At 39.5% G+C, this 18,862-nt stretch carries 16 protein-coding genes; 15 read left to right on the top strand and 1 reads right to left on the bottom strand.

Translation table 11 applies throughout. The features are described 5' to 3' along the window. The first annotated feature begins 61 nt into the window (after positions 1-61). The 15 genes from PYW42_RS10705 to nifJ all read left to right on the top strand — a co-directional run bounded on the left by PYW42_RS10705 (position 62) and on the right by nifJ (position 17,306). Entirely contained in the window at positions 62-1,381 is a 1,320-nt protein-coding gene (locus tag PYW42_RS10705; protein ID WP_002356594.1) for a nucleobase:cation symporter-2 family protein, read from the top strand. A gap of 93 nt (positions 1,382-1,474) precedes the next feature. Continuing rightward, complete coding sequence (locus PYW42_RS10700; RefSeq protein ID WP_002356595.1) at positions 1,475-1,834, top strand: winged helix-turn-helix domain-containing protein; 360 nt, start codon at positions 1,475-1,477, stop codon at positions 1,832-1,834. Then, positions 1,831-2,838: an XdhC family protein gene (locus PYW42_RS10695; protein WP_002381512.1), complete on the top strand. Its 1,008-nt coding sequence runs from the start codon at positions 1,831-1,833 to the stop codon at positions 2,836-2,838. The genes PYW42_RS10700 and PYW42_RS10695 overlap by 4 nt, the downstream gene beginning before the upstream one ends. 120 nt (positions 2,839-2,958) lie before the next feature. Beyond that, positions 2,959-5,532, top strand: coding sequence for a selenium-dependent xanthine dehydrogenase (gene xdh, locus PYW42_RS10690; protein ID WP_002400909.1), 2,574 nt, complete (start codon positions 2,959-2,961; stop codon positions 5,530-5,532). Positions 5,533-5,545: 13 nt separating this feature from the next. Next, complete coding sequence (gene mocA, locus PYW42_RS10685) at positions 5,546-6,127, top strand: molybdenum cofactor cytidylyltransferase (protein WP_002381515.1); 582 nt, start codon at positions 5,546-5,548, stop codon at positions 6,125-6,127. Between the two features lie 13 nt (positions 6,128-6,140). Further along, positions 6,141-7,289, top strand: a complete 1,149-nt coding sequence (sclA, locus tag PYW42_RS10680; protein WP_002400907.1) for a selenocysteine lyase SclA — start codon at positions 6,141-6,143, stop codon at positions 7,287-7,289. A 15-nt stretch (positions 7,290-7,304) separates the two neighbouring features. Continuing rightward, positions 7,305-8,327, top strand: coding sequence for a selenide, water dikinase SelD (selD, locus tag PYW42_RS10675; RefSeq protein WP_002400905.1), 1,023 nt, complete (start codon positions 7,305-7,307; stop codon positions 8,325-8,327). 15 nt (positions 8,328-8,342) lie between these two features. Then, complete coding sequence (gene yedF, locus PYW42_RS10670; RefSeq protein WP_002381517.1) at positions 8,343-8,930, top strand: sulfurtransferase-like selenium metabolism protein YedF; 588 nt, start codon at positions 8,343-8,345, stop codon at positions 8,928-8,930. 20 nt (positions 8,931-8,950) lie between these two features. Continuing rightward, positions 8,951-9,208, top strand: coding sequence for a DUF3343 domain-containing protein (locus tag PYW42_RS10665; RefSeq protein WP_002381518.1), 258 nt, complete (start codon positions 8,951-8,953; stop codon positions 9,206-9,208). Next, positions 9,196-9,951, top strand: coding sequence for a selenium cofactor biosynthesis protein YqeC (gene yqeC, locus PYW42_RS10660; RefSeq protein WP_002367120.1), 756 nt, complete (start codon positions 9,196-9,198; stop codon positions 9,949-9,951). Before PYW42_RS10665 ends, yqeC begins: the two co-directional genes overlap by 13 nt. Next, a complete protein-coding gene (gene yqeB / locus PYW42_RS10655) occupies positions 9,915-10,745 on the top strand; it encodes a selenium-dependent molybdenum cofactor biosynthesis protein YqeB (protein ID WP_002400904.1) in 831 nt (276 codons plus the stop codon). Before yqeC ends, yqeB begins: the two co-directional genes overlap by 37 nt. Before the next feature lie 236 nt (positions 10,746-10,981). Further along, positions 10,982-11,446, top strand: coding sequence for a flavodoxin (locus PYW42_RS10650; RefSeq protein ID WP_002400903.1), 465 nt, complete (start codon positions 10,982-10,984; stop codon positions 11,444-11,446). 37 nt (positions 11,447-11,483) lie between these two features. Further along, positions 11,484-12,341 (top strand): sulfide/dihydroorotate dehydrogenase-like FAD/NAD-binding protein, encoded by an 858-nt coding sequence (locus PYW42_RS10645; protein ID WP_002411336.1) that lies wholly within the window; start codon positions 11,484-11,486, stop codon positions 12,339-12,341. Continuing rightward, on the top strand, positions 12,334-13,752 hold the full coding sequence (gene gltA / locus PYW42_RS10640; RefSeq protein WP_002400901.1) for an NADPH-dependent glutamate synthase: 1,419 nt from the start codon (positions 12,334-12,336) through the stop codon (positions 13,750-13,752). Before PYW42_RS10645 ends, gltA begins: the two co-directional genes overlap by 8 nt. 20 nt (positions 13,753-13,772) lie before the next feature. Further along, positions 13,773-17,306 (top strand): pyruvate:ferredoxin (flavodoxin) oxidoreductase, encoded by a 3,534-nt coding sequence (gene nifJ, locus PYW42_RS10635; RefSeq protein WP_002400900.1) that lies wholly within the window; start codon positions 13,773-13,775, stop codon positions 17,304-17,306. A 36-nt stretch (positions 17,307-17,342) separates the two neighbouring features. On the opposite strand, the gene PYW42_RS10630 is transcribed toward nifJ, so the two are convergent. Beyond that, a complete protein-coding gene (locus PYW42_RS10630; RefSeq protein ID WP_002385738.1) occupies positions 17,343-18,758 on the bottom strand; it encodes a Ktr system potassium uptake protein D in 1,416 nt (471 codons plus the stop codon). Between the last annotated feature and the right edge of the window lie 104 nt (positions 18,759-18,862).

Genomic DNA, 18,862 nt, shown 5'->3' with positions numbered 1-18,862 from the left:
CATTCTTTACTGATTAAGGGGAACAATCCTTTTAGAATAAAAAGAAGAAGGAAACGATCCTATGAATGAAAAAAAAGAGCAAGCATTATTTGAATATGATGCGAAACTATCAATTTCTGAAGCAATTCCGATGGGATTGCAACACGTTGTCGCAGCAGTAGTAGGGATTGTCACACCGGGAATCATGATTGCCAAAGTTTGCCAATTAAGTCCTAGTGATACGACTATTTTGATTCAAACATCATTGATTTTTTCAGCAGTTGCAACGTTAATTCAACTTTTCCCTATTTTTGGAAAAGTGGGTTCACGGTTACCAGTTATGATGGGGGCAAGTTTTGCGTATGTACCGATTTTGATGGCCATCGGAGCTGATTTTGGGATTGCAGCAATTTTTGGTTCACAATTAGTTGGCAGTATTCTTGTTATTATTGTTGGTTTGTTCATTAAAAAAATCCGTGTGTTGTTTCCGCCTTTAGTAACAGGAACGGTTATTTTAAGTATTGGCCTATCCCTGTTTCCTGTTGCGATTAAGTATATGGCAGGAGGAGCTGGTAGTGCTGATTTTGGTTCAGCCCGGAATTGGTTAGTTGCATTATTAACCTTTGCGATTGTCTTTTACTTCAATTATTTTGCAAAAGGATTTTTGAAGTTATCAGCAATTTTAAACGGAATGGTTATTGGCTATTTGATTTCTTTAGCTTTAGGGATGGTTAGTTTTGAGCCAGTTCAAAATGCTAAAATCGTTCAGGTAATTACCCCGTTTCATTTTGGACTGGATTTTCAACTGGTACCAATCTTTACGCTTGTGGTGATGTTTATTGTTGATGCTGTTCAAGCCATCGGTCAATTTACAGCAACAACGGTTGGAGCAATGGATCGAGATGCAACGGATGAAGAATTATCTGGCGGAATTATGGGAAGTGGATTCACTAACTTTATTGGCAGTTTATTTGGATCAATCCCAGTGGCAACTTTTGGACAAAATGTTGGTCTGGTTACGGTAACAAAAGTGATTAATAAGTATGTTCTGGTTTTCGCTTCAGTTATATTATTAATTGCTGGTTTTGTTCCGAAAGTAGCTGCGTTATTAACTACGATTCCTTACGCGGTAATTGGTGGCGCAACGATTTCAGTTTTTGCTTCTATTTCTATGACAGGTATTCGGATGATTGCTTCGCAGGAAATGACTCCTCGAAATACTGGGGTTGTCGGAACAGCTCTAGCATTTGGAATTGGTGTCACATTGTCTACTGGAAGCTTAGCTGGTTTTCCAACTTGGGTAACAACGATTTTCGGTAATTCGGAAGTTATCTTAACCACTTTGGTAGCAGTCCTTTTAAATGTCATTTTAAAACCAAAAAAGCGTGTAGCACTTGAGTGAAGATTGCTTTTTTTGATACGAAAGTGAGTAAGCTTTCGTATCCTTTTTCCCTTACGTTATCTATAAAAAAATGAACGAATAAAGGAGGAGAAGATGTTTACGTATTCCCTAAACTTAAAATTAAAAACAGATCGGAACTTTTTTGGTCCTGGCGTTGTCGAAGTTTTACAAAAAATTCAGCAAACTGGGTCACTAAACTTAGCGGCAAAAGAGATGAAAATGTCTTATAATAAGGCATGGCGGATTGTGCGGGTAGCTGAAGAAGAGCTATCTTTTCCATTAATTATCAAAAGTGTTGGTGGTTGTAATGGTGGCGGGTCAATTGTTACGGATCAAGGAAAAGAGTTGATTGATCAATATCTTTTATTTGAGAAAAAAGTGTATCAACAGGTAGAGGCATGCTTTGAAGAAATCTTTAAAGAACAGGATGTAGTATCGGAGGAACTGAAATGAGAGAAGTATTTCAGCGTTTGAAACAGGCAATATTGGAAAAGCAAGACACGATGTTATTAACGATTGGTACAAGTTCAGGATCTACACCACGAAGTCAAGGGGCTAGAATGCTGGTTTCCGCCGAAGGTAGAATAGCCGGAACTGTTGGTGGTGGGGCGGTTGAATTTCAGGCTGAACAAGTGGCAAAAAAGCTACTTCTTGAGAAAGAAAATGCACAACGTCAATTTATTTTAGCCCCGAATAATATTGCTGATTTAGGCATGGTCTGTGGCGGAAATGTCACGATTTTTTTCCATTATCTTTCATGGGAAACGCCATTTTTAAAAGAGTTGTGTGAGTCCATAGAAACGCATTTTCAAAATAATCAACAAGGTTGGTTAATGACTGAACTAGATCAAAACAATTTAGGAAAAGTATCCTTTTATAGTGAAACAGGCGAATTGATTGGTTCCACTTCTTGGGAGGGGGAATTAAGTTTGCTACCTAAAGGTATCCATTGTGAGCAAAAAGAGGAAATCACTTTTTTAACAGAAGCGATCCTCCAAGTAGGGAAAGTGTATATTTTTGGAAGTGGTCATGTCGCACGCGCATTGGTACCTATTTTAAACTATTTATCGTTTTATTGCGTTGTAGTGGACGATCGTCCAGAATTTTTGACGGCACAAGCCTTTCCACAAGCTGAGGAACTACGGGTTATTCCTTTAGAAAATTTAGCTGCGTTTATTGAAATAACGGCGGACGATTATGGTATAGTGATTACCAGAGGACACAATTTTGATTTCATCGTTGCCAAACAGTTATTGGAAACACCAGCCAAATATATTGGTGTGATGGGGAGCAAACACAAAATTGCTTCACAAGTTCGACGGTTAAAAGAGGTCGGTTATACAATGACTGAAATTGAAAGAATTTTCATGCCAATTGGCTTAGATATTGCAGCCGAAACACCAGAAGAGTTAGCGATTAGCATCGCGGGAGAATTAATTCAACAACGCTATCAATAATGAGGACCTTTAAGTTAAATAAAAAAGTTTTTTCGCTAAAAAATAATTTTTAGAACGAAGATTTGTGGTATAATCTAGGTGATTGAACACTAAACTATATCAGAAATCGAGGTGCAAGAAATGTATTCAATTATTGTAAATGGTCAAAGTGAAACCTGTGAAACAAACAAAAAATTAATGGACTTTTTGCGGGAGGATCTGGGCTTAACTGGAACAAAAGATGGTTGTAACCAGGGCTCTTGCGGCGCATGTACGGTGCTAGTAAATGGAAAGGCTTCCAAAGCGTGTTTGTTTACTTTAGAAAAATTAGCTGGTAAAGAAGTCACGACAATCGAAGGTTTAAGCCAACGGCAAAAAGATGTCTACGCCTATGCGTTTGCAAAAACGGGTGCAGTTCAGTGCGGATATTGCATCCCTGGGATGGTTATTTCGGCACAAGGATTATTGAACAAGAAACCCGAACCCACAAAAGAAGACATTCAGAAAGCTTTACGCGGGAACATTTGTCGTTGTACAGGATATGTGAAAATAATAGAAGCCATTCAGTTAGCTGCTAAAATGTTTTGTGAAGAAACGAGCATTCCGGAAGAACATTCAAATGGTAAATTAGGGGAAGACTTCCAACGGGTCGATGCAGTGGAGAAAACCTTAGGAACAGGGATTTATGTAGATGACATTGACATAGAAGGAATGCTTCATGCATCTGCTTTGCGGAGTGCCTATCCTCGCGCAAAAGTTCTATCAATCGATAGTACCCAAGCATTGGCGCATCCTGACTGTGTGGCTGTGTTCACAGCTAAAGACGTTCCAGGAAATAATAAAATTGGTCATTTAGAATTTATTTCCGATTGGGATGTAATGATTCCAGAAGGAGAAATAACACGGTATGTTGGGGATGCAGTGGCACTCGTTGTTTCAAAAAGAAAAGAAACCTTACCAGAGATAAAAAATTTAGTGGAAGTTGATTACGAAGGAATGATACCGCTTACTTCTTGTGAAGCTGCTTTAGCAGAAGGTGCACCAGCTATTCATGAAAAGGGCAATATCTTGTCTCATGAACACTTGGTACGTGGCAACGCAGATGAAGTATTAGCAAATTCTGCGTTTGTAGTGACAGAACATTATTCCGTACCAATTAACGAACATGCCTTTATGGAACCCGAGTGTGCGATTGCACAGCCTGAAGGTGAGGGCATTTTACTCTTTAGTGCGGGTCAAAGTATCTATGATGAACAACGGGAAGTGGCTCGGATGTTAGGACTGGATAAGGAAAAAATTCATGTTCAATCAAAACTTGTTGGTGGCGGTTTTGGTGGGAAAGAAGACATGAGTGTTCAGCATCATGCATCCTTAGCCGCTTGGTTATTGAAGAAACCAGTAAAAGTACTGCTAAGCCGTGAAGAAAGTTTGATGGTTCATCCCAAACGCCATGGCATGGAAATGGACTTTACGACCGGCTGTGATGAAGAAGGCAATTTAACTGCAATGAAAGCAGTGATTTATGCGGATACTGGGGCCTATGCTTCTTTAGGAGGACCAGTATTGCAACGGGCTTGTACACATGCGGCAGGTCCCTACAAGTATCAAACGATTGATGTGGAAGGGTTTGCTGTATATACTAATAATCCGCCAGCAGGTGCATTTCGTGGATTTGGTGTTTGCCAAACGGCTTTTGCAATTGAAAGTAATTTAAACTTGTTAGCAGAAAAAGTCGGACTATCACCATGGGAAATACGCTTTAAAAATGCCGTCGCCCCAGGAGATACTTTACCGAATGGACAATTGGTCTCGAAAAATGCGGCGTTAAAAGAAGCCTTGTTAGCGGTTAAAGACGTCTATGAACAAGCGGAAGTTGCTGGAATTTCTAGTTTCTTTAAAAATAGTGGCGTGGGTGTGGGGCTACCTGATACAGGGCGTTGTATTATTTCTGTTGAAGAAGGAAAAATACATGTCCGCACAAGTGCTGCTTGTATCGGTCAAGGGATGGCAACCGTTACGACGCAAATTGCCTGTGAAACATTAAATTTACCACCAGAAATGATTGTTGCGGAAGCACCTGATACGAGAAGAACGCCGAATTCAGGAACAACAACGGCTTCGAGGCAGTCACTCTTCACAGGAGAAGCTACTAGAAGAGCGGCAATGCAATTACGGTATGAGCTTGATATGGGACGTGCTTTAAGTGATTTGGAAGGCGAAGAATTTTATGGGGAATATTCAGCGAAAACGGATCCATTAATCAATGATAAAAAAAGTCCAGTTAGTCATGCTGGTTATGGTTATGCTGCTGAAGTAGCTATTCTAGATGACAAAGGAAAAGTAGCTAAATTTGTGGCTGCGTATGATATGGGGCAAGTGGTGAATCCACGAGCTGCTGAAGGTCAAATTGAAGGTGGGATTGCGATGGGCATGGGGTATGCTTTAACTGAAAAATTTGCCTTAGAAGAAGGCTATGTTAAAGCAAAATATGCAACGCTAGGATTAGTGAACGCCACTCAAGTACCACCAATTGAAACAATTTTGGTTCATGCTGACAATCTTCACGAAGGTTTAGCTTATGGAATTAAAGGCGTAGGTGAGTTAGCAACGATCCCTACCGCACCAGCTTTAGCAGGCGCATATTTTGCCTTGGATGGTCAGCTCCGACCAAGTCTGCCTTTAGAAAATACCCCTTATCAAAAGAAAAAAAGATAAAAGGAGACAACTCATGTCACTCGTTAGTGTCATTATTCTAGCATCGGGCAATTCACAACGGATGGGCCAAAATAAATTGTTCTTAAAATATCAAGGAAAAACATTTTTAGAGCACACGTTAACCTTAGTGAATCAATTAGACGTATTAGAACGGATTTTAGTTGTTTCGCCTGAGAATCAGCCAGCGTTTCCTTTACCTAAGAACATTCAGGTGATTCTCAATCATCAATGGCAAGAAGGGCAAAGTAGCAGTATTCGTTTAGGAACCGAACAAGCTCGGGGAGCTGGCTATTTATACTTACCTAGTGATCAACCATTGTTAACACCTAAAATGCTACAACCCGTGTTAGATAAATGTCAGAGAAATAAAATTGTAGTGCCATTACAAAAAGATGGTTGTCCTAGTAGTCCAGTATTATTCGGTAATCAATTTCGACAAGAACTATTAACATTGACTGGTGAAACAGGCGGACGCATGATTTGTGAACGCTTTCCAGAAGCAGTTCAGATGCTGAGAATAGCGACTCCTGGCCGTTTAAAAGATATCGATACGCCAGAAGAGTACAGAAAATTAATTCAAGAAACCAATAGTTAGAGAGGAAAAACGTATGAAGGACTTGGTTTATTTAAATTATGCAGCGACTTCCTATAAAAAATTTCCAGCAACCATTGAGGCTTTGACTGCCTATTTAGCAGAAAATCAGTTCATGAATTACGGAAGAAATGCCCCTTTGCTTAGAGAGGGGCTTCCTCTTTTAGAGACACGTCAATTGTTAGCAGACTTTTTTCAGGCACCCAGTGCGGCTCAGATTACGTTTACAAATAACGCAACAACTTCCTTAAATCTTGCATTAGCAGGACTTTTACAACCTGGCGACCATGTAATTACGACCATGTTAGAACATCATGCAGTAGCCAGACCTCTTCACTTGCTTGAGAAAGAACGAGGCATTTCAGTGACGTATGTTGCTTGTCAAAAAACTGGCCTATTAGATATAGAAGATATTCAGCGAGCCTGGCGAACGAATACAAAAGCCTTGGTGATGACACACGCATCCAATGTCTTAGGCACCATTTTACCCATTGAAGAATGTTTTCAATGGGCTCAACAGAAAGGATTACTAACTATTTTGGATGCGGCTCAAACGGCGGGATTTTTACCAATAAAAATGACCCAGATGGCCATTGATGTGTTAGCCTTTACTGGACATAAAAGCTTATATGGATTAGCAGGTATTGGTGGGTTAGCTTTTAGTGAGCGAGGGGCTGAAGCGGTCAAACCACTGATGACGGGCGGCACTGGTAGCCATTCTAATTCCTTTGATCAACCCTCTTTTTTACCAGATAAATTTGAAGCTGGTACGTTAAACAATTTAGGTATTCTAAGCTTAAATAGTTCTGTTAAAGAGTTGAATAAAATTGGTTTAGCAGCGATTCAAAAGCACGAACGAACCTTAATGCAGAATTTTTTTAATGGTTTATCAGGGTTACCTGTCACAATTTTAGGAACCAAGGACGTGGCACAAACTGTCCCTGTTGTTTCTATCACACTATGGAATCAGGAAGAAACAGTGGTGGCACAGCAACTAGCAGAACAATATGGCATTATGACGCGCGCAGGTTTGCATTGTGCACCATTAGCCCATGAAACAGCTGGGACTTTAGCAACTGGCACCTTACGTTTTAGCTTTGGTTGGCAGACAACGCCTGAAGAAATTACTTGGACAATTCACGCTTTACAAGAACTACTAATTTGAGAAGGAGCGGACAGCATGGATTTTTTATCACAATGTACATCAGGCGGCTGCGGGGCAAAAATTGAATCCCGTGTACTGAACCAATTGTTGCAACACTTACCCGAAACACCGGCAAATGAGCGGCTACTCGTCGGGTTTGAACATGCCGACGACGCCGCGGTTTACCAAATAACGCCTGAAAAAGCTTTGATTTCAACGGTTGATTTTTTTTCACCAATGGTCAATGATCCGTTATCATTTGGAAAAATTGCGGTCGCTAATGCTTTAAGTGATGTCTATGCCATGGGCGGAACAGTCCTTTATGCGCTAAATCTTGTTTGTTTTCCACAAAAGATGTCAAAAGAATGGTTGGAACAAATGCTCTTGGGTGGCAGCTTAAAATTAAAGGAAGCGGGCGCTTTACTGGCGGGAGGTCATTCGATTTATGACCATGAACCCAAGTATGGCTTAGCGGTAACTGGAGAAGTTCATCCAGAAAATTTGTGGCATAATAATACGCCACAGGTGGGGGATGTCTTGATTTTAACTAAAGCATTAGGTGTAGGAATTATTCAAGCGGCTGTTCGGGGGCAATTAGCGAAGCAGAGGGAACAAAAAATCGCGCAAGATTCGATGGAACGTTTAAATAAATATGCCGCTGTGAATGCTCGATCTTACGCAGTACATGCTTGTACTGATGTGACTGGGTTTGGTCTATTAATTCATGCAAAAGAAATGGCTGATAATCAGGTAACATTACTGATTGATACAGAAGCGTTACCAACCATTACAGGAGCGTTGGCCTACGCCGGAGAATGTTTAGTCACTGCAGCTGGGCAAAGAAACCGACAAACAATCGGAACGACAATCGATTATTCAAAAATTTCTATGGAAATGCAAGAACTTTTGTTTGATCCACAAACATCTGGCGGACTGTTAATTAGTGTCGCTGCTGATGAAGCGGCAGCCTGTTTAGCAGCTATTCAAAAAGAGGACCCTGTTGCCAAAATTATTGGCGAGGTTCTGCCAAAAGAACAACAAGCAGTAGTACTTTTATAGAGAGAAGGGCCAAATATGAAATTAGTAGATGCATTGGGAAAACCTTGCCCAATACCTGTGATTGAAACGAAAAAAGCCTTGGCGGAGCTAGGTTTGGCTGGAGGCACTATCGAGGTTTTAGTCGATAACGAAGTAGCCATTGAAAATTTAAAAAAATTAGCTACTAAAAAACAAGCCACTTTGACTGCGAAGCAGATAGAAGCCACGGTTTTCTCTGTCAAAATTACGGTACCTAAAGAAGCGACTCAACAAACAAGTCAGTCAGCAACAGATTTAGTAATTACGATTGGCTCCGATCAATTAGGTACTGGAGACGAGCAGCTAGGACGACTATTAATGAAAAGTTATCTTCAATCCTTATCAGAAGCAGAAACTGTTCCTACACAGCTATTATTCTTTAATCGAGGGGCGTTTTTAACGAATCAAGCAGCGAATACCTTAGATGATTTGCAACAATTAGCGGAGAAGGGAACCACGATTCAAACGTGTGGGGCCTGTTTAGATTTTTATCATTTAACAGACACCTTAGCTATCGGATCTATTACTAATATGTACGAAATTGTTGAAACAATGAATCAAGCGGCTAAAGTAATTACGCTTTAACAAAAAAAGAAGGTGAAAAGATGGAGTATTTGCTAACCTTTCCGAATACACATTATGCTGTTCAGGCAGAACAAGTACTGTTGACAAGAAAGGTGGCTGTTCGCGTCTTTACTTTGCCACCATCATTGACGGATGGCTGTGGGATCGGTTTACTCATTAATGAAGCGGAAATAACTCACATTGTATGTTTTTTAGAAGAAGCAAAAGTACGCGTAGCCTCTATTTTTTCTGTGAAAAATGACCTTGGGGAAAGGAGGTACCAACTGTGGAGTCCTTAAAAAAGTGTTTTGATTTACAAGGAAAGGAAATTGTGTCGATTGTTGGTAGTGGTGGGAAAACAAGCTTAATGTGGGCGCTAGCAAAAACATATCGAAAGGAAGCTGTTCTGGTTAGTACAACCACAAAAATTGGGTTTCCCCAACGTCAATTGTATGATTATTTTTATACAAACCATTTTGAAAAAATAACGCCGAATATCTGCGGAATCACTTTAGCAGGAACCGCTATCAACAATCAAACAAAACTAACGATGCCTGCAATGACCTCGCTTCAAATATTGTTTCAGCACTTCACGAAAGTTTTTTTAGAAGCGGATGGTTCCAAACAACGACCTTTGAAAGGCTGGTCCTCTTATGAACCCGTGATATTAAAAGAAACAACCACCACAATTGGTGTGCTTCCGATTTCTGTGATTGGTCAAAAGATAGATGAAACGACCATTCATCGGTTGCCGCTTTTTTTGGAATTAACCGATGCGCAACAACAAGAACCAATCACAGAAACATTGTTAGCTCAACTGATTGCTCATCCAAAAGGATTGTTTAAAGAGAGCCAAGGCAAACGAATTTTGTGTTTAAATCAAACCCATACGCGAAGAGAGTTCGTTCAAGCGATGAATGTCTGTCTTCAGTTACCCAAAAGCTGTTTTGAAAAATTAGACAAAATTATTGCTTGCAATATGGAATTAGAGAAAGGACTTATTTTATGGGAGAAATCAGTCAAAACATCCAAGAAAAATTAGTGATTGTTCGCGGAGGGGGCGATCTAGCGACAGGCGTTATCCAAAAATTATGGCACGTTGGCTTTAAAATACTAGTATTAGAAACAGAATGTCCTCTGGCCATTCGGAGGACTGTTTCAGTTTGTGATGCTATTTTTCAGAAAGAACAAAGAGTGGAAGATTTGATTGCTGTTCGAATTACTTCATTAAAGGATTGCGCGAAATGTTGGCAGCAAAATAAGCTGCCTGTTTTTGTCGATCAAACAGCAAGTGCTATTCAACAATTGAAACCACTGATTGTTATCGATGCGATTTTGGCTAAGAAAAATTTAGGTACGCATCGAGGAATGGCACCGATTACGATTGCTTTAGGACCAGGTTTTTCAGCACCGCAAGATGTCGATGTTGTGATTGAGACAATGCGTGGCCATAGGCTGGGACGTTTATACTTTGAAGGAACAGCTTTACCTAATACAGGTATTCCAGGTGAAATTGGCGGAAAAAGTGCGGAACGAGTTGTCCATGCCCCTGCTTCCGGACAAGTTACCCACCTTAAAAACATAGGGGATCTCGTGTTGAAAGGGGAAGTATTATTTTTTATCGATCAGGTTCCAGTTTATTCGCCTCTGACAGGGACTTTGAGAGGATTGATTTCAGAAAAGGTAACCTGTTATCAAGGGTTGAAGTGTGCGGATGTAGATCCTCGACCGGTTGAGAAAGTCGATTGCTTGACGATCTCCGACAAAGCTCGTGCATTAGGGGGAGCGGTTTTAGAAGCAATTTTTATGATTGGAAGAAGGAAAAACATTTTATAAAAAAGAACCTAAATAATATTTTTTTTACCTTAAAAATATTGTTAAAAAGGTTTGGAGTGTGGTATAGTAAAGACGTAGTAAAAAATACTCTATCTCGAAAGGAGAAGAGTACATACTTAGTTAGATTAGTTTGTGAATAAAATCATTTGTAAAAGTTATTTTTTTAGGAATTAATGTAAGGGGTTACAATTGCATTTGAATGCATTGAAATATTTAGGACAACAGAAAGGAAATGAATGAAGATGGCACTAGTAAAAATTGTTTATGCAAGTATGACTGGAAACACAGAAGAAATTTCCGAGATTTTGGAAGAACAGTTTCAAGAAGCTGGAGTTGAAGTAGAACGTGAAGAATGTTCAGAAGTTGATGTAGACTTCTTTGATGATGCAGATGCTTGTATTATCGCAACGTATACTTATGGTGATGGGGAACTGCCTTTTGAATTTGAAGATTTCTTTGATGAATTAACTGAAAAGGATTTAGCAGGTAAGCCATTTGGCGTTGTTGGTTCCGGTGATCGTGAATATGGTGAATTTTTCTGTAAATCAGCGCATGATTTTGTAGGAGCTTTTGAAAAAGCTGGTGCTAAAAAAGTAGCTGAAACAGTTGAAATTGAAAACAATGCAGAAGAAGAAGACATCGAACTGCTAAAAACATTTGTTCAAAGTGTCGCCACCACTTTATCTGATAGCGTTGCCTAAGGATTTAAGAAAGTAGGAGTCAGAATGAAAAGGAATGATGAAGGTAGGTATTTCAATGTTTAATATTCTTCAGTCGACTCAATTATCTAGTAATACATTTGATTTTTGGCTGGAAGCGCCAAGAATAGCGACACATGCTCAGGCTGGACAGTTTGTTATTTTAAGAATTGACGAAAAGGGAGAACGGATCCCCTTAACGATTGCGGAGACAAATCCACAAGCAGGCAGTATTCGAATTATTTTCCAAGTAATCGGTAAGACAACAGCTGCACTTTCCCAACTTAAAACTTCCGACTCTTTGTTAGATATCACTGGACCTTTAGGTATGCCCACAGAAGTGAAGCAATATGGAACGGTGATGGTTGTCGGTGGCGGGGTTGGTATCGCGGCTATTTATCCAATTATCAAGGCTTTAAAAGAAGCAGGCAACCGAGTGATTACGATTTTGGGGGCACGAACAGCTGAGTTAGTTCTGTTACAAGAAGAATGCCGTTGTTATTCGGATGAGCTAATCATTACAACGGATGATGGTTCATTAGGTAAAAAGGGCTTAGTAACAGAAGCGATGGAAGAAGTTATTGCACGTGAATCTGTAGCCTACAGTTGGGCGATTGGGCCCAGCATCATGATGAAATTTTGTACCTTGACAGCTGAAAAACATCAATTACCAATTTATGTTTCCTTGAATCCTATTATGATTGACGGAACAGGCATGTGTGGTGGTTGTCGGGTCACTGTTGATGGCACCATGAAATTTGCCTGTGTTGATGGACCTGAGTTTAAAGGCAATGAAGTAAATTGGGATGAATTCATTAATCGAATGAAGCAATATCAGGAAGAAGAAGCAGTTTGCTTTACAGATCGTTTGAAAGAGCAGGTGGAGAAAAATGGCTAGAAAAAGTCGTATAAAAACACCGATTGCGGAACAAGCACCTACTATCAGAAAGAATAATTTTGAAGAGGTTTGCTTAGGCTATACATTAGCAGAAGGGCAAGAGGAAGCGGTTCGCTGTTTACAATGTAAAAATGCACCTTGTATTACTAAATGCCCCGTGATGATTGATATTCCTGGATTTATTTTAGCTATTCGTGAAGGAAACATGGAACAAGCAGCCGATATTTTAAGTAAATATACAAATTTACCTGCTATTTGTGGACGCGTTTGTCCGCAAGAGAAACAATGTGAACAAGTTTGTAAATTAGGGAAAGCCAAAAACTTTGAACCAGTGGCAATTGGCAAATTAGAACGTTTAGTTGCCGATTGGGCATTAGAAAATCACAAGTTTCCTAAGAAAACAGCGGAACCAACAAAAGGGAAAGTCGCAGTGGTCGGTTCTGGTCCTTCTGGGTTAACGGTTGCGGGGGATTTGGCAAAGCTCGGTTACGAAGTAATTATTTTTGAAGCGCTTCATGAAGCTGGCGGCGTATTAACCTATGGCATACCTGAATTTCGCTTACCGAAAAAAATTGTTAAACAGGAAATTGCGAGTATTGAAGCCTTAGGTGTAACAATAGAAACCAATGTGGTAGTAGGTAAAACGATTACGATGGAAGAAATAATGTTAGAGTTTGATGCCTGTTATCTATCGGTTGGTGCAGGGGCACCAAACTTTATGGGAATCCCAGGAACTAGCTTAAACGGGGTTTATTCTTCTAGTGAATTTTTAACACGAATCAATTTAATGCATAGCTATGAGTTTCCAGAATATGATACACCGATTAAACGTGCTAAAAATGTCGTTGTGATTGGCGGCGGGAATGTTGCAATGGATGCTGCTCGTTCAGCCAAACGATTAGGCGCTGAAAATGTGAACATTGTGTATCGTCGTTCGTTAGAAGAATTACCAGCAAGAATTGAAGAATACCACCATTCCCTTGAAGAAGGAATTAACTATTATTGGTTAACGAATCCAATTGCTTATTTAGATGACCAACAAGGAAATCTAGCCGGTGTTGAATGTGTCAAAATGGTTTTAGGTGAACCAGATGCGTCTGGAAGACGACGGCCAGAACCAATTCCAAACAGCACGTTTACCATTCCTGCTGATGCAGTAATCGAGGCAATTGGCCAAGGGGCAAATCGAGTCTTGTTATCAACATATCCAGAAATAGAACTAAACCAATGGGGGTACATTCAGGCTGATCCTAAAACAGGAGCAACCTCAATACCTGGCGTTTTTGCTGGGGGCGACATAGTCACAGGTGCTGCCACCGTTATTTTAGCGATGGGCGCCGGAAAAATCGCAGCTAATGCAATTGATCAGTATGTCAAAACACAAAAAACAACAGTCACAAGCAATGCTTAGGAAAGATAAAAGGTGAAAAAATGAAAAAAACAATGGATGGAAACACCGCAGCGGCTTATATTTCATATGCGTTTACAGAAGTTGCCGCTATTTATCCTATCACACCAAGTTCAACAATGGCTGAGTTGGTGGATGAATGGGCGGAAAGTGGTTTAAAAAATATTTATGGTCAAAAAGTTCAAGTTATTGAAATGCAATCAGAAGCTGGGGCAGCGGGAGTAGTTCATGGTTCGTTAAAAACAGGTGCGTTAACCACTACTTATACTGCTTCACAAGGTTTACTGTTGATGATTCCCAATATGTATAAAATCGCAGGAGAATTGCTGCCTTCTGTGTTCCACGTGGCGGCTCGGGCAGTAACGACAAGTGCGTTGAGTATTTTTGGTGATCATGGCGATGTGATGGCTACCCGCCAAACAGGTTTTTGTATGTTAGCAGAATCGAGTGTTCAAGAAGTGATGGATTTGTCGGCAGTTGCTCATTTAGCTAGCTTAGAAGGTAGTTTACCTTTTGTAAACTTTTTTGATGGTTTTAGAACGAGCCATGAACTACAAAAAATCGAAGTGATTGATTATGATGACCTGAAAGAAATGGTGAATCAGGAAGCTGTAACTCGTTTTAGAATGGGAGGCATGAATCCTAATCATCCCACTGTTTCAGGGACCGCTCAAAATCCTGACATTCATTTTCAACAAAGAGAAACAGTCAATAAAAATTACGAAGAAATGCCAAAAATTGTTCAAAAATACATGAAAAAAATTAACAATCTTCGTGGAACAACGTATGATTTAACCGATTATTATGGGGTTGAAGATGCAACAGAAGTCATTATTTCAATGGGGTCGGCTTCGCCAGTAATCAAACAAACAGTTGACTATCTCAATCAACAAGGACGCAAAGTTGGTTTTATCAATATTCATTTATATCGTCCATTTCCTACCGAAAACCTTCTTGAAAAATTACCAGCTACAGTAGAAAAGGTTGCTGTTTTAGATCGAACAAAAGAATCAGGAGCCGAAGGGGAACCGTTATTGTTAGATGTTCAAAGCGCTCTTTATCAACATGAAAATCGACCAATTGTGATTGGTGGACGTTATGGGTTAGGCTCTAAAGACGTAGCGCCTAATCAAATTAAAGCGATCTATGATCATTTGTTATTGCCATTTAAAGAATTAAAACAACGCTTTACGGTGGGGATCGTTGATGATGTAACTTATCAATCATTGCCAGAAGAACCTACTTTAGATTTAACGCCAGATACTACTTTCCAAGCAAAATTTTGGGGCTTTGGTTCTGACGGAACTGTGGGAGCAAACAAGCAAGCGATTAAAATTATCGGAGATCATACCGACCTTTATGCACAAGCTTACTTTAGTTATGATTCTAAAAAATCAGGCGGTTTAACCGTTTCGCATCTGCGTTTTGGTAAAGAGCCAATTACTTCCACGTATTTAATTGAACAAGCAGATTTCATCGCTTGTCATAATGCTTCCTATTTGCATAAATACGACCTGTTAAAAGGTTTAAAAGATGGTGGAACGTTTTTACTGAATACTATTTGGGATCAAGAAAAGGTTCATCGTTTATTACCGGCTAAGTTAAAAAAATATATTGGGGAGCACCAAATCAAATTTTATATTATCAATGCGGTTGAGTTAGCTCGCAAAGTAGGCTTAGGCCGTCGGATCAATACAGTGATGTCTACTGCCTTTTTTGAAGTAACAGATATTTTAACGAAAGAGCAATATTTACCGTTACTTAAAGAAGAAGTGAAAAAGACTTATGGAAAAAAATCAATGGAAATTGTTGAAAAAAATTACCAAGCGATTGATGCTACCTTTGAATCGCTGCAAGAAATTGTAGTCCCAGAAGATTGGGCCACCATTGTTTTAGAACCAGAAAATCAAGAGTCGGAAGCTCCAGCTTTTGTGACAAATATTTTAGAACCAATCAATCGTCAAGAAGGGGATCAGCTGACCGTTTCAGATTTGATTGAAAACGGAATGAAGGGCGGTGCCATTCCTATGGGCACTGCAGCTTATGAAAAACGTGGCATTGCGTTAGAAGTGCCTGAGTGGCAAATGGATAAGTGTACGATGTGTAATGAATGTGCCTTTGTTTGTCCACATGCGGCTATTCGACCATTTTTAGCGGATGAAGAAGAACTGAAAGAAGCACCTGCAGGTTTTGCCATGCGCGAAATGCGTGGCACAGATGGGTTGATGTATCGTATCCAAGTTTCTTTAGAAGACTGTACAGGTTGTGGTCTTTGTGTTCAGGCATGTCCCGTGAAAGACAAGGCGATTTTAATGAAACCTTATGAAACTCAGAAAGAGCAAGCGATGAATTGGGCCTTTGCGGTGACTCTTAAACAAAAAGCCAACCCAGTCAAAAAACTTTCTGTTAAAGGTTCCCAATTTAATCAGCCATTGATGGAATTTTCAGGTGCTTGTGAAGGCTGTGGCGAAACACCTTATATTAAGTTGTTGACACAATTATTTGGTGATCGAATGATGATTGCTAACGCAACAGGCTGTTCATCAATTTGGGGTGGTTCGTCACCAGTGACACCTTATACAACGAACGAATGTGGCCAAGGACCAGCTTGGAGTAATTCGCTGTTTGAAGATAATGCGGAATATGGTTATGGTATGTATATTGCCAATCGAACGAAACGTCAACATTTAGCTAGTCTGGTTGAAGAAAGTCTTGCTAAAAACGTCGGATCAGATTCACTTCAAGCCTTGTTAAATGATTGGTTGGAACACATGGCTGAAGGGGAAGGAACACAACAGCGAGCAACCAAACTAGCGGCGGCATTAAGTGAAGAAGCCGATGAAGATCCACTTTTAACAAAAATTTACGAACAAAAAGATTTACTAGTGAAAACGAGTCAATGGATTGTCGGCGGCGATGGTTGGGCCTATGATATCGGGTTTAGCGGCATTGATCATGTTCTTGCCAGTGGGGAAGATGTTAATATTTTTGTTATGGATAATGAAGTATATGCCAATACAGGTGGGCAAACATCTAAAGCTACACCAGCTTCAGCCATTGCCAAATTCTCAGCGGGTGGGAAACATACCTCTAAAAAAGATTTAGGGATGATGGCAATCACTTATGGGAATGTCTACGTTGCACAAGTAGCTTTAGGCGCAAACTCAATGCAAACGATTAAAGCAATTGACGAAGCGGAGCGGTACCCAGGCCCATCAATTATCATCGGTTATACCCCATGTATTAATCACGGGGTCAAAGGCGGAATGGTTCGGACGTTAGATCAAGCCAAAGAAGCCGTTGAATCTGGCTATTGGCCTCTTTATCGCTATAATCCAGAGTTAGTTAAGAAAGGCAAAGATCCGATGGTCATTGACTACAAGAAAACAGATTTTGACAAAATGCGTGATTTTCTTGAAAAACAAACACGTTACTCTGCGTTGCATACAATTAAAGAAAATCAAGAAGTAGTCGAACATTTACTTGATAAAACTAAAGAAGATGCAATTGAACGCTCTGAAAGTTATAACAAACTAGTCACACACATGAAAAAATAAAAAAACAAAGCCTCTTACTTGAGAGGCTTTGTTTTTTTATCCAATAATAATTTTTTCTGAAGGGTATTCGTAGCCTAAGTCACGTGTTTCTTTTGGTACAAAAATCATTAAGGTATAAAGCATACCAATACGTCCAATAAACATTAATAAGGCAATCATTAATTTACCTACTGTTGTTAAATCGTCTGTAATGCCTAAAGAAAGACCGGTTGTCCCAAAGGCAGAAGCGACTTCCACAATGATTGAAATCAAGGGCAGATTTTCAGTGGCTGACAAAAAGACGACAGCGAAAAAGCACATAATCAAAGATAACATGAAGACAACAATCGATTTTTTGACATCATCGTCATCTATTTTACGGCTAAAGACGCTAATATCATCTTCACTTTTTAAAAAGGCTAACAAATACAAACCAATAATCGCAACAGTCGTTGTTCGAACACCACCACCAACAGAGCTAGGACTACAACCAATAAACATTAACACAGAAAAAATAATCAATGTTGTGATTTGGAAGTCCCCTAAATCATTAATTTGGAGGCCAGCGTTTCGTGTAGTCATCGAATAAAACATCGAACTTACCCAACGGCCACTTTCATTCATTGTCAAAAATAGGTGATCTTTTTCTAATAAGTAAATCAAAATAGTCCCGCCAATAAACAGAACAATAAACGCTAGCAAAGCAATTTTACTAAACAATGAGAAGCGGAAAGGCAAGCCTCGTTTCTTCTTACGAAAGTTCTTTTTCTTAAAATGTAACCACTCATGAATTTCCAGTAAAACGGGAAATCCAATTCCGCCGATAAAAATTAAGAACATAATTGCCAGTAAAAAGAGATAATCATGAGCAAAAGGGATAATTGAATCACCTGAAATATCAAAGCCTGAATTAGTCACTGCAGAAATAGCTTGATAAAATCCATAAAATATCGCATCTCGCCAGTTCGTATAATAACCACTTATATAAAAATAAAGCGAAAAGAGCGAGCCGAAGATTACTTGGAACCAAATTAAAATCAAAAAAGTAGTGCGGATCAGTCGAACAATTCCGCTCAGTCGCGGCTGATTCATGTCAGTCATAATTAACTGACGTTGCTTTAATGTGATTCGCCGTTTTGATAAAATAAAAAAGACCGTTGAAATCATCATAATCCCTAAGCCACCAACTTGGAAAAGAACCTCCAATAAGACGATCCCACGATCATTAAAAACCGAATTAATATCGACTGTGGTGAGTCCAGTAACACTGACTGTACTGATTGCTAAGAAAAATAAATCAATAAAAGGAACATGCGAGTCAGGTTCTCTGAAAATAGGGAGGCAAAACAATAAATAAGAAATAACCGTCATTAATATGTAATAAGCGACGATGATTTGAATAGATGAAAAATTTTTGCGAATAAATCGATCGCTTTTTCGCTGTGCCAGCCACAGCAAACGTGTATGGTTCACTAGATAACCTCCCAATTCTAATTAAATTAAGTATACCAAAACTTTTCGCCTCAAACGAATAATTCTGCCAGAAAATCCTTGAAATGACAAATAAAAATAAGAAA

This window comes from Enterococcus faecalis, assembly GCF_029024925.1.
GTDB classification, from domain to species: Bacteria; Bacillota; Bacilli; order Lactobacillales; family Enterococcaceae; genus Enterococcus; species Enterococcus faecalis.
The sequence above is the reverse complement of the archived record's forward strand: the minus strand, read 5'-3'. Positions and strand labels throughout refer to the sequence as shown.